The sequence below is a fragment of the Shigella sp. FC1661 genome (assembly GCF_001712525.1).
Classification (GTDB): domain Bacteria; phylum Pseudomonadota; class Gammaproteobacteria; order Enterobacterales; family Enterobacteriaceae; genus Escherichia; species Escherichia coli.
Genome location: NZ_MDGW01000344.1, coordinates 1 through 25,845 on the forward strand (window position 1 = coordinate 1; position 25,845 = coordinate 25,845).

The 25,845-nt window shown below is 54.5% G+C and carries 20 protein-coding genes and 2 pseudogenes; 14 read left to right on the forward strand and 8 right to left on the reverse strand.

What is annotated here, in order from left to right; translation table 11 throughout:
• Positions 1-175 precede the first annotated feature (175 nt).
• Together entD and fepA are read right to left on the reverse strand one after the other, a co-directional pair.
• Positions 176-796 carry an enterobactin synthase subunit EntD gene (gene entD, locus BFF42_RS17555; RefSeq protein WP_077897083.1) on the reverse strand — a complete coding sequence of 207 codons (621 nt, stop codon included), beginning with the start codon at positions 794-796 and terminating at the stop codon, positions 176-178.
• A gap of 169 nt (positions 797-965) precedes the next feature.
• The gene (fepA, locus tag BFF42_RS17560; RefSeq protein ID WP_001034865.1) at positions 966-3,206 is read right to left on the reverse strand and encodes a siderophore enterobactin receptor FepA; all 2,241 of its coding nucleotides are present in this window, start codon (positions 3,204-3,206) and stop codon (positions 966-968) included.
• A gap of 242 nt (positions 3,207-3,448) precedes the next feature.
• Between fepA and fes the strand changes: the two genes are divergently transcribed.
• The 4 genes from fes (at position 3,449) to wzz(fepE) (ending at position 10,099) form a co-directional block, all read left to right on the forward strand.
• Positions 3,449-4,651, forward strand: coding sequence for an enterochelin esterase (gene fes / locus BFF42_RS17565; protein WP_000125803.1), 1,203 nt, complete (start codon positions 3,449-3,451; stop codon positions 4,649-4,651).
• A gap of 2 nt (positions 4,652-4,653) precedes the next feature.
• Positions 4,654-4,872 (forward strand): enterobactin biosynthesis protein YbdZ, encoded by a 219-nt coding sequence (gene ybdZ / locus BFF42_RS17570; RefSeq protein ID WP_000885782.1) that lies wholly within the window; start codon positions 4,654-4,656, stop codon positions 4,870-4,872.
• The gene (gene entF / locus BFF42_RS17575) at positions 4,869-8,750 is read left to right on the forward strand and encodes an enterobactin non-ribosomal peptide synthetase EntF (RefSeq protein WP_039060038.1); all 3,882 of its coding nucleotides are present in this window, start codon (positions 4,869-4,871) and stop codon (positions 8,748-8,750) included. The genes ybdZ and entF overlap by 4 nt, the downstream gene beginning before the upstream one ends.
• A gap of 215 nt (positions 8,751-8,965) precedes the next feature.
• Positions 8,966-10,099, forward strand: coding sequence for an LPS O-antigen length regulator Wzz(fepE) (gene wzz(fepE) / locus BFF42_RS17580; RefSeq protein WP_000096747.1), 1,134 nt, complete (start codon positions 8,966-8,968; stop codon positions 10,097-10,099).
• On the opposite strand, the gene fepC is transcribed toward wzz(fepE), so the two are convergent.
• From fepC to fepD, 3 genes are read right to left on the reverse strand one after another with little or no spacing between them, the layout of a single operon-like run.
• A complete protein-coding gene (fepC, locus tag BFF42_RS17585; RefSeq protein ID WP_000140632.1) occupies positions 10,096-10,911 on the reverse strand; it encodes an iron-enterobactin ABC transporter ATP-binding protein in 816 nt (271 codons plus the stop codon). The genes wzz(fepE) and fepC overlap by 4 nt on opposite strands.
• The gene (fepG, locus tag BFF42_RS17590) at positions 10,908-11,900 is read right to left on the reverse strand and encodes an iron-enterobactin ABC transporter permease (RefSeq protein ID WP_000640969.1); all 993 of its coding nucleotides are present in this window, start codon (positions 11,898-11,900) and stop codon (positions 10,908-10,910) included. Before fepG ends, fepC begins: the two co-directional genes overlap by 4 nt.
• Positions 11,897-12,901: a Fe(3+)-siderophore ABC transporter permease gene (gene fepD / locus BFF42_RS17595; RefSeq protein WP_001298899.1), complete on the reverse strand. Its 1,005-nt coding sequence runs from the start codon at positions 12,899-12,901 to the stop codon at positions 11,897-11,899. Before fepD ends, fepG begins: the two co-directional genes overlap by 4 nt.
• A gap of 110 nt (positions 12,902-13,011) precedes the next feature.
• Between fepD and entS the strand changes: the two genes are divergently transcribed.
• Positions 13,012-14,262 carry an enterobactin transporter EntS gene (entS, locus tag BFF42_RS17600; protein WP_001041802.1) on the forward strand — a complete coding sequence of 417 codons (1,251 nt, stop codon included), beginning with the start codon at positions 13,012-13,014 and terminating at the stop codon, positions 14,260-14,262.
• 3 nt (positions 14,263-14,265) lie between these two features.
• On the opposite strand, the gene fepB is transcribed toward entS, so the two are convergent.
• The gene (gene fepB, locus BFF42_RS17605; protein ID WP_001234317.1) at positions 14,266-15,222 is read right to left on the reverse strand and encodes a Fe2+-enterobactin ABC transporter substrate-binding protein; all 957 of its coding nucleotides are present in this window, start codon (positions 15,220-15,222) and stop codon (positions 14,266-14,268) included.
• A 373-nt stretch (positions 15,223-15,595) separates the two neighbouring features.
• On the opposite strand from fepB, the gene entC reads away from it, so the two are divergent.
• The 7 genes from entC to BFF42_RS17640 all read left to right on the forward strand — a co-directional run bounded on the left by entC (position 15,596) and on the right by BFF42_RS17640 (position 23,088).
• Positions 15,596-16,771: an isochorismate synthase EntC gene (entC, locus tag BFF42_RS17610; RefSeq protein WP_012421470.1), complete on the forward strand. Its 1,176-nt coding sequence runs from the start codon at positions 15,596-15,598 to the stop codon at positions 16,769-16,771.
• A 9-nt stretch (positions 16,772-16,780) separates the two neighbouring features.
• Positions 16,781-18,391 carry a (2,3-dihydroxybenzoyl)adenylate synthase EntE gene (gene entE / locus BFF42_RS17615; RefSeq protein ID WP_000026762.1) on the forward strand — a complete coding sequence of 537 codons (1,611 nt, stop codon included), beginning with the start codon at positions 16,781-16,783 and terminating at the stop codon, positions 18,389-18,391.
• A gap of 13 nt (positions 18,392-18,404) precedes the next feature.
• Positions 18,405-19,262, forward strand: coding sequence for an enterobactin biosynthesis bifunctional isochorismatase/aryl carrier protein EntB (entB, locus tag BFF42_RS17620; RefSeq protein ID WP_001007130.1), 858 nt, complete (start codon positions 18,405-18,407; stop codon positions 19,260-19,262).
• Positions 19,262-20,008, forward strand: a complete 747-nt coding sequence (gene entA, locus BFF42_RS17625; RefSeq protein WP_000347664.1) for a 2,3-dihydro-2,3-dihydroxybenzoate dehydrogenase EntA — start codon at positions 19,262-19,264, stop codon at positions 20,006-20,008. The genes entB and entA overlap by 1 nt, the downstream gene beginning before the upstream one ends.
• Before the next feature lie 2 nt (positions 20,009-20,010).
• The gene (gene entH, locus BFF42_RS17630) at positions 20,011-20,424 is read left to right on the forward strand and encodes a proofreading thioesterase EntH (RefSeq protein WP_000637953.1); all 414 of its coding nucleotides are present in this window, start codon (positions 20,011-20,013) and stop codon (positions 20,422-20,424) included.
• A 180-nt stretch (positions 20,425-20,604) separates the two neighbouring features.
• Positions 20,605-22,710, forward strand: coding sequence for a pyruvate/proton symporter CstA (gene cstA, locus BFF42_RS17635; RefSeq protein WP_039059030.1), 2,106 nt, complete (start codon positions 20,605-20,607; stop codon positions 22,708-22,710).
• Positions 22,711-22,890: 180 nt separating this feature from the next.
• Entirely contained in the window at positions 22,891-23,088 is a 198-nt protein-coding gene (locus tag BFF42_RS17640; protein ID WP_000460431.1) for a YbdD/YjiX family protein, read from the forward strand.
• 9 nt (positions 23,089-23,097) lie between these two features.
• On the opposite strand, the gene hcxA is transcribed toward BFF42_RS17640, so the two are convergent.
• On the reverse strand, positions 23,098-24,186 hold the full coding sequence (gene hcxA, locus BFF42_RS17645; RefSeq protein WP_001120486.1) for a hydroxycarboxylate dehydrogenase HcxA: 1,089 nt from the start codon (positions 24,184-24,186) through the stop codon (positions 23,098-23,100).
• 108 nt (positions 24,187-24,294) lie between these two features.
• Here hcxA and ybdL point away from each other — a divergent pair.
• A pseudogene (gene ybdL / locus BFF42_RS17650) lies at positions 24,295-25,444 on the forward strand (methionine-oxo-acid transaminase).
• Here ybdL and BFF42_RS17655 read toward each other — a convergent pair.
• Positions 25,445-25,738: pseudogene (locus tag BFF42_RS17655) on the reverse strand (hypothetical protein); the annotation flags it as partial.
• A 56-nt stretch (positions 25,739-25,794) separates the two neighbouring features.
• Here BFF42_RS17655 and BFF42_RS28385 point away from each other — a divergent pair.
• Positions 25,795-25,845 (forward strand): IS1 family transposase (locus BFF42_RS28385; RefSeq protein ID WP_165888145.1); only part of this gene is annotated, 51 nt, incomplete at its 3' end.

Consider the following 25,845-nt stretch of genomic DNA (forward strand, 5'->3'; position numbering starts at 1 on the left):
AAGGAACGTAATATTGAGTTTAAGGCTGTTCTCGCTTACGAACCGAAGAAGTAGCCGTTGTGCGGGGAGCAATCCCCGCATATCCGGTTGTCAGGTCAGAGTGGTAAGGCACCTGCTTTACACTTTCGCCCGCGGTCAGTGATGGCTGCGGGCGAATCGTACCAGATGTTGTCAATTAATCGTGTTGGCACAGAGTTATGGCTATTTTTTCTTTTATCTGCCAGTGCACAGCAAACATCTCATTCTCACGATGAATGATGACCTGCTGTTTATTCCAGCTAATTATCTGATAGTCCAGAAAACCTGCATCAGTTTGGATCTCACTTGCCTTAAATGCGCTCTCTTTGGCGGAAAATGCCAGTGTCAGCGCCAGAGAAAAGGCTAAACCGCAGTCTGCGAGTCGCTCGTGTTCTGCTGGTGTAATAATGTTGTCTGTCAATTCGGTCGCTGTTTGCGCAGAAAAAATTTCTTCGATATCAACGCCAATCGGTTGACGGGAAACCACGGCCAATGCCGTAGCCCCGCAGTGGCTAATACTGCCGTATACCTCCGCAGGCCACACCGGTTGGCGTAGCTCGCCGATTGCGGGCACACATTTATAGCCATATTCCCGCAGCGCATAAATTGCAGCGATCCGCCCGGCTAAATGTTCGGCTTTGCGCTTCCGTCCAGCGTGTTGCAGTTGCGCGTAATGCGGCAGCCAGAGTAAATCCTGCTCACAAAAATTCGCCGGATCGAACTCAACAAAATGCAGCGTATGTCCGGCAAAGGGGAGGGAGGTATGCGTAGTTTTCATGTCGACCATATTAGAGACTGATGACAAACGCTAAACTGCCTGATGCGCTACGCTTATCAGGCCTACATGGTCCTGCAATATATTGAATTGGCAAGATTTTTGTAGGCCGGATAAGCGTAGCGCATCCGGCATGAACGACGCGCACTTTGTCAACAATCTGACGTTAGCATCAGAAGTGAGTGTTTACGCTCATGTACCACGTACGTCCCGGCTCGTTATAGGTATACGCCCCGGCACCCGCGATATAGTTGGCCCCTGCCAGATCGCCCGTGGTCTGGGCATTACCCGCACGCCACAAACGTTTGTCGAACAGGTTGTCCACGCCGCCGGTCAGACTGACATTCTTCGTCACATCCCAGGTCGCGCTCAGACCCACAATGCTGTAAGGACTGATTTCTTTGGTTTCCGGGCCAACCGCTGGCTGACCTTTGTAGTTGTATTTTTTCGGCTGCTGCTTACCGTACCAGGTGAAGGTCGTTTGCATCGACAAATCTTCCCGCGCCTGCCAGCTCAGCGTTGAGTTCAACGTGTACTCCGGGATGATCGACAAACGGTCGCCCGTGGTTTTGTTTTCACTCTTCAGCATATAAGTGATGTTATTGGTCCACATCACCGTTTCGCTAACTGGTACGTTTAACGATCCTTCCAGACCTTCAACCACTGCTTTCGGCACGTTATCCCACTGATAGAGATCGGTGCCGACTGCGTTTTGCCCTACAGCCACATAGCCCGCTTCAATCTTATTGCGATAATCGTTACGGAACCAGGTGACGCCCGCCAGCCAGCCGTCGCGTTTGAACTCCAGACCAATCTCTTTGTTGATGCTGGTTTCTGCTTTCAGGTCATCGTTACCTTGCAGATAGCAGCCGCCCGCGCTGGCATAGCAGCCCTGACCTTTACTGTAGAGAATGTAGTTCGGGTTAGTCTGGTACAGGCTCGGCGCTTTATAGGCGCGGGCAATGCCCATTTTCAGCGTGAAGTCATCGCCTAAACCTTGCGATATGTTCAGCGCCGGGCTCCAGTTATTGCCGACAATACTGTGATGATCGAAACGCAGCCCCGGCGTTACGATGGTGCTGTCAGTCAGCTCCATGTTGTTTTCGGCAAATAGCGAGAAAATTTCTGCTTTTGAATACGGGCTACGGTCGGTGGCACTCACACCATCAATAGCGCCGCCGGTGTTCGCCCCGGTCAGCGCCTGGGTATTGGAACTCAAGTCCTTCATCCGTTGCTGATTCCACTCCGTACCCAGCGTCAGCGTTTGGTTAACGAGGAAATCAATCGGCAGGTTAACTTCGCTGTGCAGCATCACGTCATCAAGATCGATATCGACGAAATCCTGTGTCGCTTTTTCGTTAAATTTCCCTTCGGTACCGCCCGCCAGACCTTCCGGAATACGCGAGTTACGGGTGTGTTCATACTGCACCCAGTTGCTGGTGGTCACTCCGTTATCCCAGCCACCGTTCCAGGTCAGCGAGTAGTTCTGGCGATACAGGCGGTTGGTTTCATCGCCATATTTCGAGCGAGTGTAAGCGTCAGAGTTGGTGTTCTGGGTATCGCCCGCATACAGGTTACCCTGGCGGCTGTAACCCGCTTCCAGTTCGAGTGATTGCAGAGGCGCGAAGTCCCAGCGCACCACGCCATTAATATCTTTGTTGATCACCCCTTCGCGCCCGGCTGGTAACGTCGTGGCATACGTTCCGGCACGCGCGGACTGATGGCCCTGGTTGATATCCCACGCGTCAGCCTGGGTTTTGTCGAGGTTGCCATACAAGCGGAAGCTGAATTCGTCGCCCAGCGGGCCGGTCAGACTGAAGTTGGTGCGTTTAGTGGCACCTTCCTCTTTATGTTCTGGCGCATTGAAATAAGCGTCCCAGGAACCGTGCCACTCACCGCTGCCTTTTTTGGTAATGATGTTAACTACGCCACCCGCCGCGCCGTTGCCATAACGCGCTGCAGCCGGACCACGCAGAACTTCAATACGTTCAATCATTTCAGGCGGCACCCAGGAAGTATCACCACGGGTATCGCGCTCGCCACGCCAGCCCTGACGCACCGAGTTACGGCTGCTGACCGGTTTGCCGTCAATTAAAATCAGCGTGTTTTCCGGACCTATACCGCGAATATCAATCTGTCGGTTATTCCCACGCTGACCACTGGTGGAGTTACCGGTCAGGTTAACGCCTGGCATGGTACGGATGATCTCCGACACATCGCGGGCAACCGGGTTTTTGCGGATTTCATCTGCGGTGATGGTCGAAACGCCAGGTGCCTGCAAGTTCTGCTCGGCGGCGGTAACGACAATGGTATCGTCATGTGAAACAGGAGTATCGGTCGGCTCTTGTGCCTGCGCTACCCCATAAATCCCCAGATTGACCAACAAGGCCAGGGAATGAATCTTCTTGTTCATTGTTTTATTCCTGCATTTTTGCCACGAATTGCAACTGTCGGGCATGGTCGTCCTCAACACGACGCATCCCGCTACCGCGAAAACCTTTGATCCTGAAAGACACGCAGTGCAGTTGGTTAATTAATGTCCGCGCTTCCCACGGCGCGCCATTACGCTATTGCAAATGCAAATAGTTATCAATAATATTATCAATATATTTCTGCAATCAATGAAAAATTGCACAGTAAACATGGGGTTATGGTGTGACGGCGTTAAAAGTAGGAAGTGAGAGCTGGTGGCAGTCGAAACATGGCCCGGAATGGCAGCGTCTGAATGACGAAATGTTTGAGGTCACTTTCTGGTGGCGTGATCCCCAAGGTTCTGAAGAATACTCGCCGATAAAGCGCGTATGGGTCTACATCACTGGTGTGACCGATCATCATCAGAACAGCCAGCCCCAGTCGATGCAGCGCATTGCAGGTACTGATGTCTGGCAGTGGACGACACAACTCAATGCCAACTGGCGCGGCAGCTACTGCTTTATTCCCACCGAACGCGATGACATTTTTTCTGCACCATCCCCCGATCGCCTCGAATTACGTGAAGGCTGGCGAAAACTATTACCCCAGGCAATAGCCGATCCGCTGAATCCACAAAGCTGGAAAGGCGGGCGAGGGCACGCTGTTTCTGCACTCGAAATGCCGCAAGCGCCTCTGCAACCGGGATGGGATTGTCCGCAAGCGCCAGAAATACCAGCCAAAGAAATTATCTGGAAAAGTGAACGGTTGAAAAATTCACGTCGTGTATGGATTTTTACCACCGGCGATGCAACAGCAGAAGAACGCCCGCTGGCAGTTTTGCTCGATGGCGAATTTTGGGCGCAAAGTATGCCCGTCTGGCCAGTGCTGACTTCGCTGACCCATCGTCAGCAACTTCCTCCCGCCGTGTATGTGTTGATCGACGCTATCGACACCACGCACCGCGCTCACGAACTGCCGTGTAATGCGGATTTCTGGCTCGCAGTACAGCAAGAGTTATTACCCCTGGTGAAAGCTATTGCCCCTTTTAGCGATCGCGCCGATCGCACCGTGGTTGCCGGGCAGAGTTTTGGTGGACTTTCCGCGCTGTATGCCGGACTGCACTGGCCTGAACGTTTTGGTTGTGTATTAAGCCAGTCAGGATCGTACTGGTGGCCGCATCGGGGCGGGCAGCAAGAGGGCGTGTTACTTGAAAAGCTTAAAGCTGGTGAAGTTAGCGCCGAAGGTCTGCGCATTGTGCTGGAAGCGGGTATTCGCGAGCCGATGATTATGCGGGCCAATCAGGCGCTGTATGCGCAATTACACCCCATAAAAGAATCCATTTTCTGGCGTCAGGTTGACGGCGGACATGATGCGCTTTGTTGGCGCGGTGGCTTGATGCAGGGGCTAATCGACCTCTGGCAACCACTTTTCCATGACAGGAGTTGAATATGGCATTCAGTAATCCCTTCGATGATCCACAGGGAGCGTTTTACATTTTGCGCAATGCGCAGGGGCAATTCAGTCTGTGGCCGCAACAATGCGCCTTACCGGCAGGCTGGGACATTGTGTGTCAGCCGCAGTCACAAGAGTCCTGCCAGCAGTGGCTTGAAGCCCACTGGCGTACTCTGACACCGGCGAATTTCACCCAGTTGCAGGAGGCGCAATGAGCCAGCATTTACCTTTGGTCGCCGCACAGCCCGGCATCTGGATGGCAGAAAAACTGTCGGATTTACCCTCCGCCTGGAGCGTAGCGCATTACGTTGAGTTAACCGGAGAGGTTGATGCGCCATTACTGGCCCGCGCGGTGGTTGACGGACTAGCGCAAGCAGATACGCTGCGGATGCGTTTTACGGAAGATAACGGCGAAGTCTGGCAGTGGGTCGATGATGCGCTGACGTTCGAACTGCCAGAAATTATCGACCTGCGAACCAACATTGATCCGCACGGTACTGCGCAGGCATTAATGCAGGCGGATTTGCAACAAGATCTGCGCGTCGATAGCGGTAAACCACTGGTCTTTCATCAGCTGATACAGGTGGCGGATAACCGCTGGTACTGGTATCAGCGTTATCACCATTTGCTGGTCGATGGCTTCAGTTTCCCGGCCATTACCCGCCAGATCGCCAATATTTACTGCACATGGCTGCGTGGCGAACCAACGCCTGCTTCGCCGTTTACGCCTTTCGCTGATGTAGTGGAAGAGTACCAGCAATACCGCGAAAGCGAAGCCTGGCAGCGTGATGCGGCATTCTGGGCAGAACAGCGTCGTCAACTGCCGCCGCCCGCGTCACTTTCTCCGGCACCTTTACCGGGGCGCAGCGCTTCGGCAGATATTTTACGTCTGAAAATGGAATTTACCGACGGGGAATTCCGCCAGTTGGCTACGCAACTTTCAGGTGTGCAGCGTACCGATTTAGCCCTTGCGCTGACGGCTTTGTGGCTGGGGCGATTGTGCAATCGCATGGACTACGCCGCTGGATTTATCTTTATGCGTCGACTGGGCTCGGCGGCGCTGACGGCTACCGGACCCGTGCTCAACGTTTTGCCGTTGGGTATTCACATTGCGGCGCAAGAAACGCTGCCGGAACTGGCAACCCGACTGGCAGCACAACTGAAAAAAATGCGTCGTCATCAACGTTACGATGCCGAACAAATTGTCCGTGACAGCGGGCGAGCGGCAGGTGATGAACCGCTGTTTGGTCCGGTACTCAATATCAAGGTATTTGATTACCAACTGGATATTCCTGGTGTTCAGGCGCAAACCCATACCTTGGCAACCGGTCCGGTTAATGACCTTGAACTGGCCCTGTTCCCGGATGAACACGGTGATTTGAGTATTGAGATCCTCGCCAATAAACAGCGTTACGATGAGCCAACGTTAATCCAGCATGCTGAACGCCTGAAAATGCTGATTGCCCAGTTCGCCGCGGATCCGGCGCTGTTGTGCGGCGATGTCGATATTATGCTGCCAGGTGAGTATGCGCAGCTGGCGCAGATCAACGCCACTCAGGTTGAGATTCCAGAAACCACGCTGAGCGCGCTGGTGGCAGAACAAGCGGCAAAAACACCGGATGCTCCGGCGCTGGCAGATGCGCGTTACCAGTTCAGCTATCGGGAAATGCGCGAGCAGGTGGTGGCGCTGGCGAATCTGCTGCGTGAGCGTGGCGTTAAACCGGGCGACAGCGTGGCGGTGGCGCTACCGCGCTCGGTCTTTTTGACCCTGGCGCTACATGCGATAGTTGAAGCTGGCGCGGCCTGGCTACCGCTGGATACCGGCTATCCGGACGATCGCCTGAAAATGATGCTGGAAGATGCGCGTCCGTCGCTGTTAATCACCACCGACGATCAACTGCCGCGCTTTGCCGATGTTCCAGATTTAACCAACCTTTGCTATAACGCCCCGCTTAAACCGCAGGGCAGTGCGCCGCTGCAACTTTCACAACCGCATCACACGGCTTATATCATCTTTACCTCTGGCTCCACCGGCAGGCCGAAAGGGGTAATGGTCGGGCAGACGGCTATCGTTAACCGCCTGTTGTGGATGCAAAATCATTATCTGCTTACAGGCGAAGATGTCGTTGCCCAAAAAACGCCGTGCAGTTTTGATGTCTCGGTGTGGGAGTTTTTCTGGCCGTTTATTGCCGGGGCTAAACTGGTGATGGCTGAACCGGAAGCGCACCGCGACCCGCTCGCTATGCAGCAATTCTTTGCCGAATATGGCGTAACGACCACGCACTTTGTGCCGTCGATGCTGGCAGCATTTGTTGCATCGCTGACGCCGCAAACCGCTCGCCAGAGTTGCGCGACGTTGAAACAGGTTTTCTGTAGTGGTGAGGCCTTACCGGCTGATTTATGCCGCGAATGGCAACAGTTAACCAGCGTGCCGTTGCATAATCTATATGGCCCGACGGAAGCGGCGGTAGATGTCAGCTGGTATCCGGCTTTTGGCGAGGAACTGGCACAGGTGCGCGGCAGCAGTGTGCCGATTGGTTATCCGGTATGGAATACGGATCTGCGTATTCTTGATGCGATGATGCATCCGGTGCCGCCGGGTGTGGCGGGTGATCTCTATCTCACCGGCATTCAACTGGCGCAGGGGTATCTTGGACGACCCGATCTGACCGCCAGCCGCTTTATTGCCGATCCTTTTGTCCCTGGTGAACGGATGTACCGTACCGGAGACGTTGCCCGCTGGCTGGATAACGGCGCGGTGGAGTACCTCGGGCGCAGTGACGATCAGCTAAAAATTCGCGGGCAGCGTATTGAACTGGGCGAAATCGATCGCGTGATGCAGGCGCTGCCGGATGTCGAACAAGCCGTTACCCACGCCTGTGTGATTAACCAGGCGGCAGCCACCGGTGGTGATGCGCGTCAGTTGGTGGGCTATCTGGTGTCGCAATCAGGTCTGCCGTTGGATACCAGCGCATTACAGGCGCAGCTTCGCGAAACATTGCCACCACATATGGTGCCCGTGGTTCTGCTGCAACTTCCACTGTTACCTCTTAGCGCCAACGGCAAGCTGGATCGCAAAGCCTTACCGTTGCCTGAACTGAAGGCACAAGCGCCGGGGCGTGCGCCAAAAGCGGGCAGTGAAACGATTATTGCCGCGGCATTCGCGTCGTTGCTGGGTTGTGAGGTGCAGGATGCCGATGCTGATTTCTTTGCGCTTGGCGGTCATTCGCTACTGGCAATGAAACTGGCAGCGCAGTTAAGTCGGCAGGTTGCCCGCCAGGTGACGCCGGGGCAAGTGATGGTCGCGTCAACCGTCGCTAAACTGGCAACGATTATTGATGCTGAAGAAGACAGCACCCGGCGTATGGGATTCGAAACCATTCTGCCGTTGCGTGAAGGTAATGGCCCGACGCTGTTTTGTTTCCATCCGGCATCCGGTTTTGCCTGGCAGTTTAGCGTGCTCTCGCGTTATATCGATCCACAATGGTCGATTATCGGCATTCAGTCGCCGCGCCCCAATGGCCCCATGCATACCGCGGCAAATCTGGATGAAGTCTGTGAAGCGCATCTGGCAACGTTACTTGAACAACAACCGCACGGCCCTTATTACCTGCTGGGGTATTCCCTTGGCGGTACGCTGGCGCAGGGCATTGCGGCGCGACTGCGTGCCCGTGGCGAACAGGTGGCATTTCTTGGTTTGCTGGATACCTGGCCGCCAGAAACGCAAAACTGGCAGGAAAAAGAGGCTAATGGTCTGGACCCGGAAGTGCTGGCGGAGATTAACCGCGAACGCGAGGCCTTCCTGGCGGCACAGCAGGGAAGTACTTCAACGGAGTTGTTTACCACCATTGAAGGCAACTACGCTGATGCTGTGCGTCTGCTGACGACTGCTCATAGCGTACCGTTTGATGGTAAAGCGACGCTGTTTGTTGCTGAACGCACGCTTCAGGAAGGTATGAGCCCCGAACGCGCTTGGTCGCCCTGGATTGCCGAGCTGGATATCTATCGTCAGGATTGTGCGCATGTGGATATTATCTCTCCAGGGGCGTTTGTAAAAATTGGGCCGATTATTCGCGCAACGCTAAACAGGTAAATTAATATTATCTATAAACCCATAATTACAGAAAATAATTATGGGTTTTTTATTTGTTTGATTTATAGGTTTGATGAATATTTCTCTTAAATAGAGTGAGTGTTGCATTCAGTGGAAGGAATTTACAAACTTCAGCTTCGGATAATTTCTCACCAACTGGTAAAGTGAGCGCCGTGGAGATTTCCCCCTATTGGACTCATTTTCAGGTTATACCCATGTCATCACTGAATATTAAACAGGGAAGTGACGCTCATTTTTCCGAGTATCCTCTGGCGTCGCCCAGTAGTAATGAAATTGATTTACTTAATCTAATCGAAGTTTTATGGCGGGCCAAAAAAACGGTCATGGCGGTCGTTTTTGCATTTGCCTGCGCAGGTTTACTGATCTCTTTCATCCTGCCGCAAAAATGGACCAGCTCAGCCGTTATTACTCCCGCCGAAGCCATTCAGTGGCAGGACCTGGAGAAAACCTTTACCAAACTCCGCGTTCTTGATCTCGATGTTAATATCGACCGTGGCGGTGCATTTAACCTGTTTATCAAGAAGTTTCAGTCCGTTAGCTTGCTGGAAGAGTACCTGCGTTCATCACCTTATGTGATGGACCAATTAAAAGAGGCGAAAATCGATGAACTGGATTTGCATCGCGCTATTGTTGCATTGAGCGAAAAAATGAAAGCGGTTGATGACAATGCCAGTAAGAAAAAAGATGAACCGTCACTGTATACCTCCTGGACGCTAAGTTTTACCGCGCCAACCAGTAAAGAGGCGCAGACCGTTTTGAGCGGGTATATCGATTATATCTCTGCGTTGGTGGTGAAAGAGTCGATAGAAAACATCCGTAATAAACTGGAGATCAAAACCCAGTTTGAAAAAGAAAAACTGGCTCAGGATCGCATTAAAACGAAAAATCAACTTGATGCAAACATTCAGCGCCTCAATTATTCTCTCGACATTGCCAACGCGGCAGGAATTAAAAAGCCCGTATACAGTAATGGTCAGGCCGTTAAAGATGACCCCGATTTCTCTATTTCTCTCGGCGCAGACGGTATTGAACGCAAACTGGAAATTGAAAAAGCGGTTACTGACGTTGCGGAACTGAACGGTGAATTACGTAATCGGCAGTATCTTGTCGAGCAATTAACAAAAGCAAATGTCAACGATGTGAATTTTACGCCGTTTAAATATCAGTTAAGCCCGTCATTGCCAGTGAAAAAAGACGGTCCGGGTAAGGCGATTATTGTGATCCTTTCCGCGCTGATCGGCGGGATGGTGGCTTGTGGTAGCGTGTTATTGCGCTATGCGATGGCATCCAGAAAACAGGATGCCATGATGGCAGACCACTTAGTTTAACTATTTGCGGTTGAAGGTGCCGTTCGTTCGAGCGGCACCACAAGCGGCGTTCCGGCTACCGGATCGTCAATGATCATGCATCGCAGACCATAAATGCGCTCAATCAGTTCAGCAGTGACAATCTCCTTCGGCGCTCCCTGAGCAACAATTTTCCCTTCCCGCAATGCAATCAAATGGCTGGCGTAACGACAGGCCTGATTAAGATCGTGCAGCACCGCCGCCAGGGTATAGCCTTTCTCGCGGTTCAGTTCGCTTAACAGTTCCAGTAGATCAATCTGATGACTGATATCCAGCCAGGTCGTGGGTTCGTCGAGCAGCATAATTGCCGTTTCCTGGGCCAGCACCATCGCGATCCACGCTCGCTGGCGTTGTCCGCCAGAAAGGGTATCCACGCTTTGATCTGCCAGATGAGTTATTCCCGTGGCCTGCATCGCTTTCGTTACCGCTTCTTCATCCTCTTTGCGCCAGTGGGTAAACAGCGGTTGATGCGGATAACGTCCACGCGCCACCAGCTCCTGCACGGTGATATCGCCCGGCGTGGTAGCATTTTGCGCCAACAGACCAATCCGGCGTGCAACTTCTTTACTGGCGTAATGTTGAATGTGCTCGCCATCCAGCCAGACATGCCCGTGAGCAGGCGTCATCAGGCGGCTTAAGGTACGCAGTAACGTGGATTTACCACAGCCATTTGGTCCGATAATTGCCGTGAAGTGACCATCAGGAATTTCTACAGTCAGATTTTCCGCAACGGTATATTTGCCATATCCCAGGGTTAACTGTTCGCCGCGCAAACGGGCTACTGATTCGGTCATTTTTTGCGAGACTCCTGAATTAACAAGACGATAAGGTAAATACCGCCGAGGCTGACGGTAACGACGCCAACCGGAAGTTGATACGGCATAAACAGTTGTTGGGCGCAGAGATCGGCCGCCAGCAGTAACAGCGCTCCGCACAGCGCCGCCTGGGTCAGCCCCCAGCGAGCGGTGCCGCTAATGCGTCGGGCAATGTGCGGCGCGACTAAAGCAATAAAGGAAATCGGCCCGGCAAGCGCCGTTGCCGCAGCGGTAAGCACCACTGCAACCAGCATCATTAACAGACGCGAACGCTCGACGCTGACGCCCAGCGCGCAGGCGGTATCATCGCCCATCTCCAGCAAGCGCATTCGCCGCACCAGCAAGGCGGCGGCAATGAGCATCAATATAATGATGGGTGCGGAAGGCGAAGTTTTTGCCCACGTCAGGCCATTGAGCGATCCGGCATTCCACAAACCCGCTGTTAGCGCCGTTTCTAAAGACGCTTTCAGCAACAGCCAAGTATTAAAGGCCACCAGCATGGCGCGAACGCCGATGCCGATAATAATCAACCGAAAGGTGTCGATACCGTTACGCCAGGCGAGCAGCCAGACCAACAGAGAAGTGACAATGCCGCCCACCATTGCTGCCAGCGCGATAGCCGTCAGGTCCTGACCAAACAGCACCATCGCCACCAGCACGCCGCTCCACGCCCCGGTGTTAAAGCCCATTACGTCAGGGCTGCCGAGCGGGTTACGCATCAGCGACTGAAAAATCGCACCGCTGACGCCCAGTGCCGCGCCAATCAACAGCGCCATCAGCACGCGTGGTAAACGCCATTCGGTGACCACCATCGTCATACTGCGCGGCGCATCGCCCATCAGCGCGGCGAATACCTGCGAGGTTTCCAGCGTGACGGCACCGCTGCGTAATCCCCAGATACCTGCAACCACACAGGCGGAAATAAGCAGCAAACAGGTGATGAGTAATCGGCGAGAGACGTAAATCATGCACCACCTCGCGTTTTACGTCGCACGAGGAAGATCAGCACCGGTGCACCAATAAAGGCACTGACCACAGAAACGCGCAGTTCACCGGGCACAATCACCCGCCCGATGATATCGGCAAACAGCAGCAGGGCAGGGGTAGCAAGCAGCGTTACGGGCAGCGACCAGCGATGATCGGCACCCACCAGCCAACGCGCCATATGCGGCATCATCAGGCCAATAAAGGCAATCGGGCCAACTACCGCTGTCGCACTACCACAAAGCACGGTAATCGCCAGCAGACCAATTAACTGTGTGCGCGCCACGCGACTGCCCAGCGCCGTCGCGGTGTCGCTGCCGAGGCTTAAACTGTTCAGCGCGCGGCTCAGTAATAGCGCGGTTGCTCCGGCGATCAGCACCGGGATCAGCACCACTTTTAAGGTATGTAGATTGCGAATATCCAGCGAACCGGCTTGCCAGAAACGCAGTTGATCGTAGACGTCAGGATTAAGCAGGGCGATGCCGCTGGTCAGCCCTTCCAGCACTGCCGCCAGCGCCACGCCCGCCAGGGTTAAACGCACCGGACTTAACTGCCCGCCGCCCTGACTGCCGGTAAAGGCAACAATCAATGAGGCCACCAGCGCCCCGGCGAAGGCCATCGCCAGTTGTTCCTGCGCGGATGAGTAACCAAACAGCGCCGCACCCAGCACAATGGCAAAGCTGGCTCCGGCGTTCACGCCAAGCAAGCCGGGGTCGGCAAGTGGATTTCGGGTGAGGGTTTGCATCAACGCCCCGGCAAGGCCAAGCGCGCCGCCTGCCAGTAAACCGGCAAGGGTGCGCGGCAGTCGCGCGTCGAGCACGATGGTGCAGTCGGCGCTCTGGCAGGTGCCGGAGAAGGCCTCCAGCACTACGGAAGCGGGGAGTGATTTTGCTCCAATGAGCAGGCTTAATGCCGTCGCGATAATCAGTAATAACAGCAATCCGGGCACGGCAATGGCGCGTGTCACGGCAACAGAACCAGACATATGAACTTCCATGATAATGAAATTAATTATCGTTATCGATCTTATTTGGATATGTTAGCATGTGCAGCCTAAGAATAGGTATTTAAAATATTTGATGGCAAGGCATTGTAATGAATAAACAATCCTGGCTGCTTAACCTCAGCCTGTTGAAAACGCACCCGGCGTTTCGCGCAGTATTCCTCGCTCGTTTTATCTCAATTGTGTCTCTGGGTTTGCTCGGCGTCGCGGTGCCGGTGCAGATCCAGATGATGACGCATTCTACCTGGCAGGTGGGGCTTTCGGTGACGCTGACCGGCGGCGCGATGTTTGTTGGCCTGATGGTTGGCGGTGTGCTGGCGGATCGCTATGAGCGCAAAAAAGTGATTTTGCTGGCGCGCGGCACCTGTGGCATTGGCTTCATTGGACTGTGCCTTAATGCACTGCTGCCGGAGCCGTCATTGCTGGCAATCTATTTACTTGGTTTATGGGATGGTTTTTTCGCATCGCTTGGCGTTACGGCGCTATTGGCGGCGACACCAGCACTGGTAGGGCGTGAAAACTTAATGCAGGCCGGGGCGCTCACCATGTTGACCGTGCGTCTGGGGTCGGTGATTTCGCCCATGATTGGCGGTTTATTGCTGGCGACCGGTGGCGTAGCCTGGAACTACGGGCTGGCGGCGGCGGGCACGTTTATTACCTTGCTACCGTTGTTAAGCCTTCCGGCGTTGCCACCGCCACCGCAGCCGCGCGAGCATCCGTTGAAATCATTACTGGCAGGATTTCGTTTTCTGCTCGCCAGCCCGCTGGTGGGCGGGATTGCGTTGCTGGGTGGTTTATTGACGATGGCGAGCGCGGTGCGGGTACTGTATCCGGCGCTGGCTGACAACTGGCAGATGTCGGCGGCAGAGATTGGTTTTCTCTATGCGGCGATCCCGCTCGGTGCGGCTATTGGCGCATTAACCAGTGGGAAACTGGCGCATAGCGCGCGACCAGGATTGTTGATGTTGCTCTCCACGTTGGGATCGTTCCTCGCCATTGGTTTATTTGGCCTGATGCCGATGTGGATTTTAGGCGTGGTTTGTCTGGCGCTGTTCGGCTGGCTGAGTGCGGTCAGTTCGTTGCTGCAATATACAATGCTGCAAACGCAAACGCCGGAAGCAATGTTAGGGCGAATTAACGGTTTGTGGACGGCACAAAACGTGACGGGCGATGCCATAGGCGCGGCGCTGTTAGGCGGTCTGGGAGCGATGATGACACCGGTTGCTTCCGCAAGCGCGAGCGGTTTTGGTTTGTTGATTATCGGCGTGTTGTTATTGCTGGTGCTGGTGGAGTTGCGACGTTTTCGCCAGACGCCGCCGCAGGTGACAGCGTCCGACAGTTAATGCTTAAAACAGCGCCTTAAGTCGTTCCAGCACTTGCATGGCGCTGTAGTAATCCAGGCGGAACGTCTCGGTTCCCAGCGCATAAACCTGCTTGTTTTGTACTGCGGGCAGGTGCGCGAGCAGTGGATTGGCATAAATCGCATCGGCGTCTTTCTGATCACCGGCGAACAGGAATAGTGACTCGCCATTTAACCCTGCAGCCAGATTTTCTCCACCAAGCTGAATGATGTCATGGCGTTTGCCCTGGCTTTGGCTGGCGTTTAACCCTGTGGGCAATTTCGCCAGCGTAAAGCCGAGTTGTTCCAGCATCTGCCCTTGTGCTGATTCCGGCGTCCAGAGATTGGCACTGTGTGCAGCGGCGGTATAGACAATAGCAGTGACCGGCTGCGGCGGTAATTTGATTTGCTCTTTCGCCGCTGCCAGTTGCTTATCAAACTGTGCAATCCGCTCTGCCGCTTGTTTCTCATGCCCGGTAATTTCGCCAAGCTGCGTTAACAGCGACTGCCAGCTTTTGTCGTCGTAATTGATGATTAATGTCGGGGCGATGGTGGAAAGCTGATCATACAGCGCCAGCGCCGAATCCCCGCCGGTTGCGCTAATTAAAATCAGATCCGGCATTTGCGCGGCAACGGCTTCGGCGCTCGGTTCGCCGATATAGAGCCGTTGTAGTTTGCGTTCTTTCGCCACCTTGCTCCACTGGCGTAAAAAGCCCTGGTCATCCGCGACGCGGTTATTTGGCGTGGTCGCGCCGCTGGCAATCACCGGAGCATCAATCGCCAGCAGTGAGCCGGTCAGGGTGACGCTGGTGGAAACAATACGCTGCGGCTGGCTTTCCAGGGTATGAGTGCCCCGGCTGTCAGTAATCTGACGCGGCCAGTCGGCGGCCTGAACTGCGGCTATTCCGGAAAGCAAAAGTCCTGTTAATAGAAGGGCGTTGCGGTAGAGCGGGGCGAGTCTCACAAATCAGCTTCCTGTTATTAATAAGGTTAAGGGCGTAATGACAAATTCGACAAAGCGCACTATCCGTACCCTCTCCCCTTTGGGGAGAGGGTTAGGGGATGGGAACAGCCAGCACTGGTGCGAATATTGACCCTCACCCCAGCCCTCTCCCTGGAAGGGAGAGGGGGAAGAACGGCGCAGGACATCACATTGCGCTTATGCGAATCCATCAATAATGCTTCTCATTTTCATTGTAACCACAACCAGATGCAACCCCGAGTTGCAGATTGCGTTACCTCAAGAGTTGACATAGTGCGCGTTTGCTTTTAGGTTAGCGACCGAAAATATAAATGATAATCATTATTAAAGCCTTTATCATTTTGTGGAGGATGATATGGATACGTCACTGGCTGAGGAAGTACAGCAGACCATGGCAACACTTGCGCCCAATCGCTTTTTCTTTATGTCGCCGTACCGCAGTTTTACGACGTCAGGATGTTTCGCCCGCTTTGATGAACCGGCTGTGAACGGGGATTCGCCCGACAGTCCCTTCCAGCAAAAACTCGCCGCGCTGTTTGCCGATGCCAAAGTGCAGGGCATCAAAAATCCGGTGATGGTCGGGGCGATTCCCTTCGATCCACGTCAGCCTTCGTCGCTGTATATTCCTGAATCCTGGCAGTCGTTCTCCCGTCAGGAAAAACAAGCTTCCGCCCGCCGTTTCACCCGCAGCCAGTCGCTGAATGTGGTGGAACGCCAGGCAATTCCGGAACAAACCACGTTTGAACAGATGGTTGCCCGCGCTGCCGCACTTACCGCCACGCCGCAGGTCGACAAAGTGGTGTTGTCACGGTTGATTGATATCACCACTGACGCCGCCATTGATAGTGGCGTATTGCTGGAACGGTTGATTGCGCAAAACCCGGTTAGTTACAACTTCCATGTCCCGCTGGCTGATGGTGGCGTCCTGCTGGGGGCCAGCCCGGAACTGCTGCTACGTAAAGACGGCGAGCGTTTTAGCTCCATTCCGTTAGCCGGTTCCGCGCGTCGTCAGCCGGATGAAGTGCTCGATCGCGAAGCGGGTAATCGTCTGCTGGCGTCAGAAAAAGATCGCCATGAACATGAACTGGTGACTCAGGCGATGAAAGAGGTACTGCGCGAACGCAGTAGTGAGTTACACGTTCCCTCCTCTCCACAATTGATTACCACGCCGACGCTGTGGCATCTCGCAACTCCCTTTGAAGGTAAAGCGAATTCGCAAGAAAACGCACTGACTCTGGCCTGTCTGCTGCATCCGACCCCCGCGCTGAGCGGTTTCCCGCATCAGGCCGCGACTCAGGTTATTGCTGAACTGGAGCCGTTCGACCGCGAACTGTTTGGCGGCATTGTGGGTTGGTGTGACAGCGAAGGTAACGGCGAATGGGTGGTGACCATCCGCTGCGCGAAGCTGCGGGAAAATCAGGTGCGTCTGTTTGCCGGAGCGGGGATTGTGCCTGCGTCGTCACCGTTGGGTGAGTGGCGCGAAACAGGCGTCAAACTTTCTACCATGTTGAATGTTTTTGGATTGCATTAAGGAGCGAGGATGAGCATTCCATTCACCCGCTGGCCGGAAGAGTTTGCCCGTCGCTATCGGGAAAAAGGCTACTGGCAGGATTTGCCGCTGACCGACATTCTGACTCGCCACGCTGCGAGTGACAGCATCGCGGTTATCGACGGCGAGCTACAGTTGAGTTACCGGGAGCTGAATCAGGCGGCGGATAACCTCGCGTGTACTTTACGCCGTCAGGGCATTAAACCTGGTGAAACCGCGCTGGTACAACTGGGTAACGTCGCTGAATTGTATATTACCTTTTTCGCGCTGCTGAAACTGGGCGTTGCGCCGGTGCTGGCGTTGTTCAGCCATCAGCGTAGTGAACTGAACGCCTATGCCAGCCAGATTGAACCCGCATTGCTGATTGCCGATCGCCAACATGCGTTGTTTAGCGGGGATGATTTCCTCAATACTTTCGTCACAGAACATTCCTCCATTCGCGTGGTGCAACTGCACAACGACAGCGGTGAGCATAACTTGCAGGATGCGATTAACCATCCGGCAGACGGTTTTACTGCCACGCCATCACCTGCTGATGAAGTGGCCTATTTCCAGCTTTCCGGCGGCACCACCGGTACACCGAAGCTGATCCCGCGCACTCATAACGACTACTACTACAGCGTGCGTCGTAGCGTCGAGATTTGTCAGTTCACACAACAGACGCGCTACCTGTGCGCGATCCCGGCGGCTCATAACTACGCCATGAGTTCGCCAGGATCGCTGGGCGTCTTTCTTGCCGGAGGAACGGTTGTTCTGGCGGCCGATCCCAGCGCTACGCTTTGCTTCCCATTGATTGAAAAACATCAGGTGAACGTCACCGCGCTGGTGCCGCCGGCAGTCAGCCTGTGGTTGCAGGCGCTGGCTGAAGGCGAAAGCCGGGCGCAGCTTGCCTCGCTGAAACTGTTACAGGTCGGCGGCGCACGTCTTTCTGCCACCCTTGCGGCGCGTATTCCCGCTGAGATTGGCTGCCAGTTGCAGCAGGTGTTTGGCATGGCGGAAGGGCTGGTGAACTACACCCGTCTTGATGATAGCGCGGAGAAAATTATCCATACCCAGGGTTACCCAATGTGTCCGGACGATGAAGTGTGGGTTGCCGATGCCGAAGGAAATCCACTGCCGCAAGGGGAAGTCGGACGCCTGATGACGCGCGGGCCGTACACCTTCCGCGGTTATTACAAAAGTCCGCAGCACAATGCCAGCGCCTTTGATGCCAACGGTTTTTACTGTTCCGGCGATCTGATCTCTATTGATCCAGAGGGTTACATCACCGTGCAGGGGCGCGAGAAAGATCAGATCAACCGTGGCGGCGAGAAGATCGCTGCCGAAGAGATCGAAAACCTGCTGCTGCGCCATCCGGCGGTGATCTATGCCGCACTGGTGAGCATGGAAGATGAGCTGATGGGCGAAAAAAGCTGTGCTTATCTGGTGGTAAAAGAGCCGCTGCGCGCGGTGCAGGTGCGTCGTTTCCTGCGTGAACAGGGTATTGCCGAATTTAAATTACCGGATCGCGTGGAGTGTGTAGATTCACTTCCGCTGACGGCGGTCGGGAAAGTCGATAAAAAACAATTAAGTCAGTGGCTGGCGTCACGCGCATCAGCCTGAAGGAGAGAACACGATGGCTATTCCAAAATTACAGGCTTACGCACTGCCGGAGTCTCACGATATTCCGCAGAATAAAGTTGACTGGGCCTTTGAACTGCAACGTGCCGCGTTGTTAATCCATGATATGCAGGACTATTTTGTCAGCTTCTGGGGCGAGAACTGCCCGATGATGGAGCAGGTGATCGCGAATATTGCTGCGCTGCGCGACTACTGCAAACAGCACAATATCCCGGTTTATTACACCGTCCAGCCGAAAGAGCAGAGCGATGAAGATCGGGCGCTGTTGAATGATATGTGGGGGCCGGGCCTGACCCGTTCGCCGGAACAGCAAAAGGTGGTGGATCGCCTGACGCCAGATGCCGACGACACGGTGCTGGTGAAGTGGCGCTACAGCGCGTTTCATCGTTCTCCGCTGGAGCAAATGCTCAAAGAGAGTGGACGTAACCAGCTGATTATTACCGGGGTATATGCCCACATTGGCTGTATGACCACCGCAACCGACGCATTTATGCGCGATATTAAACCGTTTATGGTGGCGGATGCGCTGGCCGATTTCAGCCGTGACGAGCATTTGATGTCGCTGAAATATGTGGCCGGGCGGTCTGGCCGGGTGGTGATGACTGAAGAATTACTGCCAGCACCTGTCCCCGCCAGCAAAGCGGCGCTGCGTGAGGTTATCCTGCCGTTGCTGGACGAGTCCGATGAACCGTTCGATGACGACAACCTGATCGACTACGGTCTGGATTCGGTGCGCATGATGGCGCTGGCGGCGCGCTGGCGCAAAGTGCATGGTGATATCGACTTTGTCATGCTGGCGAAAAAACCGACCATCGACGCCTGGTGGAAGCTACTCTCCCGCGAGGTTAAATAATGGATTTCAGCGGTAAAAATGTCTGGGTAACCGGCGCAGGTAAAGGTATCGGCTACGCCACGGCGCTGGCGTTTGTTGAGGCGGGAGCGAAAGTTACAGGTTTTGATCAAGCGTTCACTCAGGAGCAATATCCCTTTGCGACCGAAGTAATGGATGTTGCCGACGCCGGGCAGGTGGCGCAGGTATGTCAGCGACTGTTAGCTGAAACGGAGCGACTGGACGTGCTGATCAATGCGGCGGGAATTTTGCGCATGGGCGCGACCGATCAGCTCAGTAAAGAGGACTGGCAGCAGACTTTTGCGGTTAACGTCGGCGGTGCGTTTAACCTGTTCCAGCAAACCATGAACCAGTTTCGCCGTCAGCGGGGCGGGGCGATTGTCACTGTGGCGTCCGACGCCGCACACACGCCGCGTATTGGTATGAGTGCTTATGGCGCATCGAAAGCGGCGCTGAAAAGCCTGGCGTTGAGCGTCGGGCTGGAACTGGCGGGTAGCGGCGTGCGCTGTAATGTGGTTTCGCCTGGCTCCACCGACACCGATATGCAACGCACGCTGTGGGTGAGCGATGACGCCGAAGAACAGCGTATTCGCGGCTTTGGCGAGCAGTTTAAACTCGGCATTCCGCTGGGGAAAATCGCCCGTCCACAAGAGATCGCCAACACGATTTTGTTCCTCGCCTCTGACCTCGCCAGCCATATCACCCTACAGGATATTGTGGTCGATGGCGGCTCAACGCTGGGGGCATAAGCATGATCTGGAAACGCCATTTAACGCTCGACGAACTGAACGCCACCAGCGATAACACAATGGTGGCGCATCTGGGAATTGTGTATACCCGTCTGGGAGATGATGTGCTGGAAGCCGAAATGCCGGTTGATACCCGTACTCATCAGCCGTTTGGCCTGCTGCATGGCGGCGCGTCGGCGGCGCTGGCTGAAACGCTGGGATCGATGGCCGGATTTATGATGACCCGTGACGGGCAGTGTGTGGTGGGCACGGAACTTAACGCCACCCATCATCGCCCGGTGTCTGAAGGCAAGGTACGCGGCGTCTGCCAGCCGCTGCATCTTGGGCGGCAAAATCAGAGCTGGGAAATCGTCGTTTTCGATGAACAGGGGCGGCGTTGCTGCACTTGTCGGCTGGGTACGGCAGTTTTGGGATGAGCCCGACAGAATTAAATGAGATTGCAGGAAAACTCGGTTAACGGAGTGATCGAGTTAACATTGTTAAGTTAAATATTGGTTTCAACTCCGATTTACATAGTTACCGTGTTGTTAAATCGTACAAAGATGTTATAGAAACAAAATGTAACATCTCTATGGACACGCATACGGATAACAACTATGAACAAATCAGGGAAATACCTCGTCTGGACAGTGCTCTCTGTAATGGGAGCATTTGCTCTGGGATACATTGCTTTAAATCGTGGGGAACAGATCAACGCGCTGTGGATTGTGGTGGCGTCGGTCTGTATCTATCTGATCGCTTACCGTTTTTATGGGTTGTATATCGCCAAAAATGTGCTGGCGGTTGACCCGAAGCGTATGACGCCAGCGGTGCGCCATAACGACGGGCTGGACTATGTGCCGACGGACAAGAAAGTGCTGTTCGGTCACCATTTTGCGGCCATCGCCGGAGCAGGTCCGTTGGTTGGGCCGGTGCTGGCAGCGCAAATGGGCTACCTGCCGGGGATGATCTGGCTACTCGCCGGGGTGGTTCTCGCCGGTGCGGTGCAGGATTTCATGGTGCTGTTTGTTTCTACGCGCCGTGACGGTCGATCGCTGGGTGAGCTGGTCAAAGAAGAGATGGGGCCAACCGCCGGGGTGATAGCGCTGGTGGCCTGCTTTATGATCATGGTCATTATCCTTGCAGTACTGGCGATGATCGTGGTGAAAGCCCTGACTCATAGCCCGTGGGGAACGTATACCGTTGCGTTCACCATTCCGCTGGCGCTGTTTATGGGGATCTACCTGCGCTATCTGCGTCTGGGGCGTATTGGTGAAGTGTCGGTCATCGGTCTGGTATTCCTGATTTTCGCCATTATCTCTGGCGGCAGGGTGGCAGAAAGTCCGACCTGGGCACCGTACTTTGACTTTACCGGCGTGCAGCTGACCTGGATGCTGGTGGGTTACGGTTTTGTGGCGGCGGTGCTGCCGGTGTGGTTGCTGCTGGCCCCGCGTGACTACCTCTCTACCTTCCTGAAAATCGGGACGATCGTCGGTCTGGCGGTAGGCATTTTGATTATGCGCCCGACGCTGACCATGCCTGCGCTGACCAAATTTGTCGATGGCACTGGCCCGGTATGGACCGGTAACCTGTTCCCGTTCCTGTTTATCACCATCGCCTGTGGCGCGGTGTCTGGCTTCCATGCGCTGATCTCTTCCGGCACCACGCCGAAGATGCTGGCGAACGAAGGGCAGGCTTGTTTTATCGGCTACGGTGGAATGTTAATGGAATCCTTCGTGGCGATTATGGCGCTGGTTTCCGCCTGTATCATCGATCCGGGCGTTTACTTTGCCATGAACAGCCCAATGGCGGTGCTGGCTCCGGCAGGGACGGCGGATGTGGTCGCTTCTGTCGCGCAGGTGGTGAGTAGCTGGGGCTTTAGCATTACACCAGATACGCTCAACCAGATTGCCAGCGAAGTGGGTGAACAGTCGATCATTTCCCGTGCGGGCGGTGCGCCGACGTTGGCGGTGGGGATGGCTTACATCCTGCACGGTGCGCTGGGTGGTATGATGGATGTGGCGTTCTGGTATCACTTCGCCATTCTGTTTGAAGCTCTGTTTATTCTGACGGCGGTAGATGCGGGTACGCGTGCTGCGCGCTTTATGTTGCAGGATCTGCTGGGCGTGGTGTCTCCTGGCCTGAAGCGGACCGATTCACTGCCTGCTAACCTGCTGGCAACGGCGCTGTGCGTACTGGCGTGGGGCTACTTCCTCCATCAGGGCGTGGTCGATCCGCTGGGCGGTATTAACACTCTGTGGCCGCTGTTTGGTATTGCCAACCAGATGCTGGCAGGGATGGCGCTGATGCTCTGTGCCGTGGTGTTGTTCAAGATGAAACGTCAACGTTACGCCTGGGCGGCGCTGGTACCAACGGCCTGGCTGCTGATTTGTACCCTGACCGCTGGCTGGCAGAAAGCGTTTAGCCCGGATGCGAAAGTCGGCTTCCTAGCCATTGCTAACAAGTTCCAGGCAATGATCGACAGCGGCAATATTCCGTCGCAGTATACTGAGTCACAGCTGGCGCAACTGGTGTTCAACAACCGTCTGGATGCCGGGTTAACCATCTTCTTTATGGTGGTCGTGGTGGTTCTGGCACTGTTCTCGATTAAGACGGCACTTGCGGCATTGAAAGATCCGAAGCCAACGGCGAAAGAAACGCCGTATGAGCCGATGCCGGAAAATGTCGAGGAGATCGTAGCGCAGGCGAAAGGCGCGCACTAAAGTCAGAGTGAGGGGGGATGTTGGCGAATGTTGGCATAGTGCCGAGGGTTCCCCTCACCCTAACCCTCTCCCCGATGGGGCGAGGGGACTGACCGAGTGCGTTGATAGCATTTGTAGGCCGGATAAAGCGTTCACGCCGCATCCGGCACTCTTTCAGCAACATGGTTAGCGGAGGCCAAGATGTTTGATTCACTGGCAAAAGCCGGAAAATATTTAGGTCAGGCGGCGAAGCTGATGATTGGTATGCCTGATTACGACAACTATGTCGAACATATGCGGGTTAACCATCCCGATCAAACGCCGATGACCTACGAGGAGTTTTTCCGTGAGCGGCAGGACGCGCGCTACGGTGGAAAAGGCGGCGCGCGCTGCTGCTAAATTTGCACGTCAGGCTTTAAACGATTCCACTTTTTCGAACGCTGCACGCAACGTATCTGGTGTCAGCGTGACTGGCAGGTAATGAATGGACTCCACCGGGCGCAAGGTGTGGGCAATCACTTTGTCGATCTCCGCCTGATTATTGATATCCACTTCCAGCTCCGCCAGCGTAGTCGGCAGATGAAAACGCTGATACGCCCCGGTTAATTGCGCCAGCACATCATCCTGACCCAGCAAGGCGCTTTGCACCAGAATTCCGTAAGCGACTTTGGTGCCGTGAAGAAACTTCTCGGTTTGCGGCAGGACAGTCAGACCGTTATGCACGGCATGAGCCGCCGCCACACGCGTAAAACGATCGCCCAGACCACCGACCATCCCACCACCAGCAATAATAGCATCCACCACATCGCAAAATGATTGCGTTAACTGCTGATTTTGCTGATCGGCAAGTGCCTGTTCGCTACTGTTTAACAAGACGTCGTGAATGGCCTGCGCATTATTGATCCCCAGCCGCACGGTTAGCGGCAACGTTTCTGGTTGCGGAGCCAGCACCACCGCTTCATACCATTTCGCCAGCGTGTCACCGATCCCCGCCAGCAGATATTGTTGCGGTGCATTGAGGATAATCTCCGGTTCCACCAGCACCATAAAATTGGCGTCGTCGAAAATCTCATAATGCAGCGCCTGTCCGGCATCGTTATACCAGACGGAGAGCGGTGTCCAGGCGGCGCAGGTAGCGGCGATCGTCGGAACGGCAACAAATGGCAGACCGAGACGGCGGGCGAGGGCTTTCGCGGTGTCGAGCAGTGCGCCGCCGCCGACGCCAATCACCACGCTGCGATCGTCACCGGACTCAGCCGCCAGTTGCTGTACATCGCTTTCGCTGCAATGACCACGAAACAAAATATGCTTTGCCCCTGGAAGTCCAAACGCTGGCGGAAGTTTGGTTTGCGCCACAGCAATGGCGCGTTTGCCGTAGATCCACACCGCGCGAGAAAGTTGTTCATCAGTGAAAAAATCGTTCAGGTGATTGAAACTTCTTGGATGTGAAAAGTAGTTAGCCGGGCCGACGACCACGCGGATAGGATTGTGAGGCATGTTGTGTTGTCCTTATTGTTTTATTTAGACATCTAAACGTCTTGATTGCCAAATACTAGCATCGTGTTATAGTGCCTTCAACACGCAACTTCGTCAGGTACAATAAAAATGACAAATAACCCTCTGATTCCACAAAGCAAACTTCCACAACTTGGCACCACTATTTTCACCCAGATGAGCGCGCTGGCGCAGCAACACCAGGCGATTAACCTGTCGCAAGGCTTTCCTGATTTTGATGGTCCGCGCTATTTACAGGAGCGGCTGGCGTACCACGTTGCCCAGGGGGCAAACCAATACGCGCCCATGACCGGCGTGCAGGCCTTGCGCGAGGCGATTGCTCAGAAAACGGAACGTTTGTATGGCTATCAACCAGATGCCGATAGCGATATCACCGTAACGGCAGGGGCGACGGAAGCGTTATACGCGGCGATTACCGCACTGGTGCGCAATGGCGATGAAGTGATTTGTTTTGATCCCAGCTATGACAGTTACGCCCCCGCCATCGCGCTTTCTGGGGGAATAGTGAAGCGTATGGCACTGCAACCACCTTGACTGGCAGGAATTTGCCGCATTATTAAGCGAGCGCACCAGACTGGTGATCCTCAACACTCCGCATAACCCCAGTGCAACTGTCTGGCAGCAGGCTGATTTCGCCGCTTTGTGGCAGGCGATCGCCGGGCACGAGATTTTTGTCATTAGCGATGAAGTCTACGAGCACATCAACTTTTCACAACAGGGCCATGCCAGTGTGCTGGCGCATCCGCAGCTGCGTGAGCGGGCAGTGGCGGTTTCTTCATTTGGCAAGATCTATCATATGACCGGCTGGAAAGTGGGTTATTGTGTTGCGCCAGCGCCCATCAGCGCCGAAATTCGCAAGGTACATCAGTATCTGACCTTTTCGGTGAATACCCCGGCACAGCTGGCGCTTGCTGATATGCTACGTGCAGAACCTGAGCATTATCTTGCGTTACCGGACTTTTATCGCCAGAAGCGCGATATTCTGGTGAATGCTTTAAATGAAAGCCGGCTGGAGATTTTACCGTGTGAAGGTACATACTTTTTGCTGGTGGATTACAGCGAGGTTTCTACCCTGGATGATGTTGAGTTTTGCCAGTGGCTGACGCGGGAGCACGGCGTGGCGGCGATTCCGCTGTCGGTGTTTTGCGCCGATCCCTTCCCACATAAACTGATTCGTCTCTGTTTTGCCAAGAAGGAATCGACGTTGCTGGCAGCAGCTGAACGCCTGCGCCAGCTTTAGCTATTTAACCGTCCAGGCGCGGGAATATTGACGGTCGGCAAACAACTCTTGCAGGCCGTTAATTTGCTTCAGGCGCAGCACTTCGTCGCTGTCCATTCCCAGCTCTTTGCCAATTTTATTATCGTCCCATCCCAACTGGCTAAGTTCACGGACGATTTCCGACATGGCGGTGATTTGATGGCGTCCACGAGCGCGATTATGACGAATAGTCGCGGCGATGCGTTGATTACGCGTACCTTCCAGACAGGTCACCGGCAAATAACCTTTTAAGCGTAATTTTAATGATGATGAGCCTGGTGATGCTGCCAACTTACTGATTTAGTGTATGATGGTGTTTTTGAGGTGCTCCAGTGGCTTCTGTTTCTATCAGCTGTCCCTCCTGTTCAGCTACTGACGGGGTG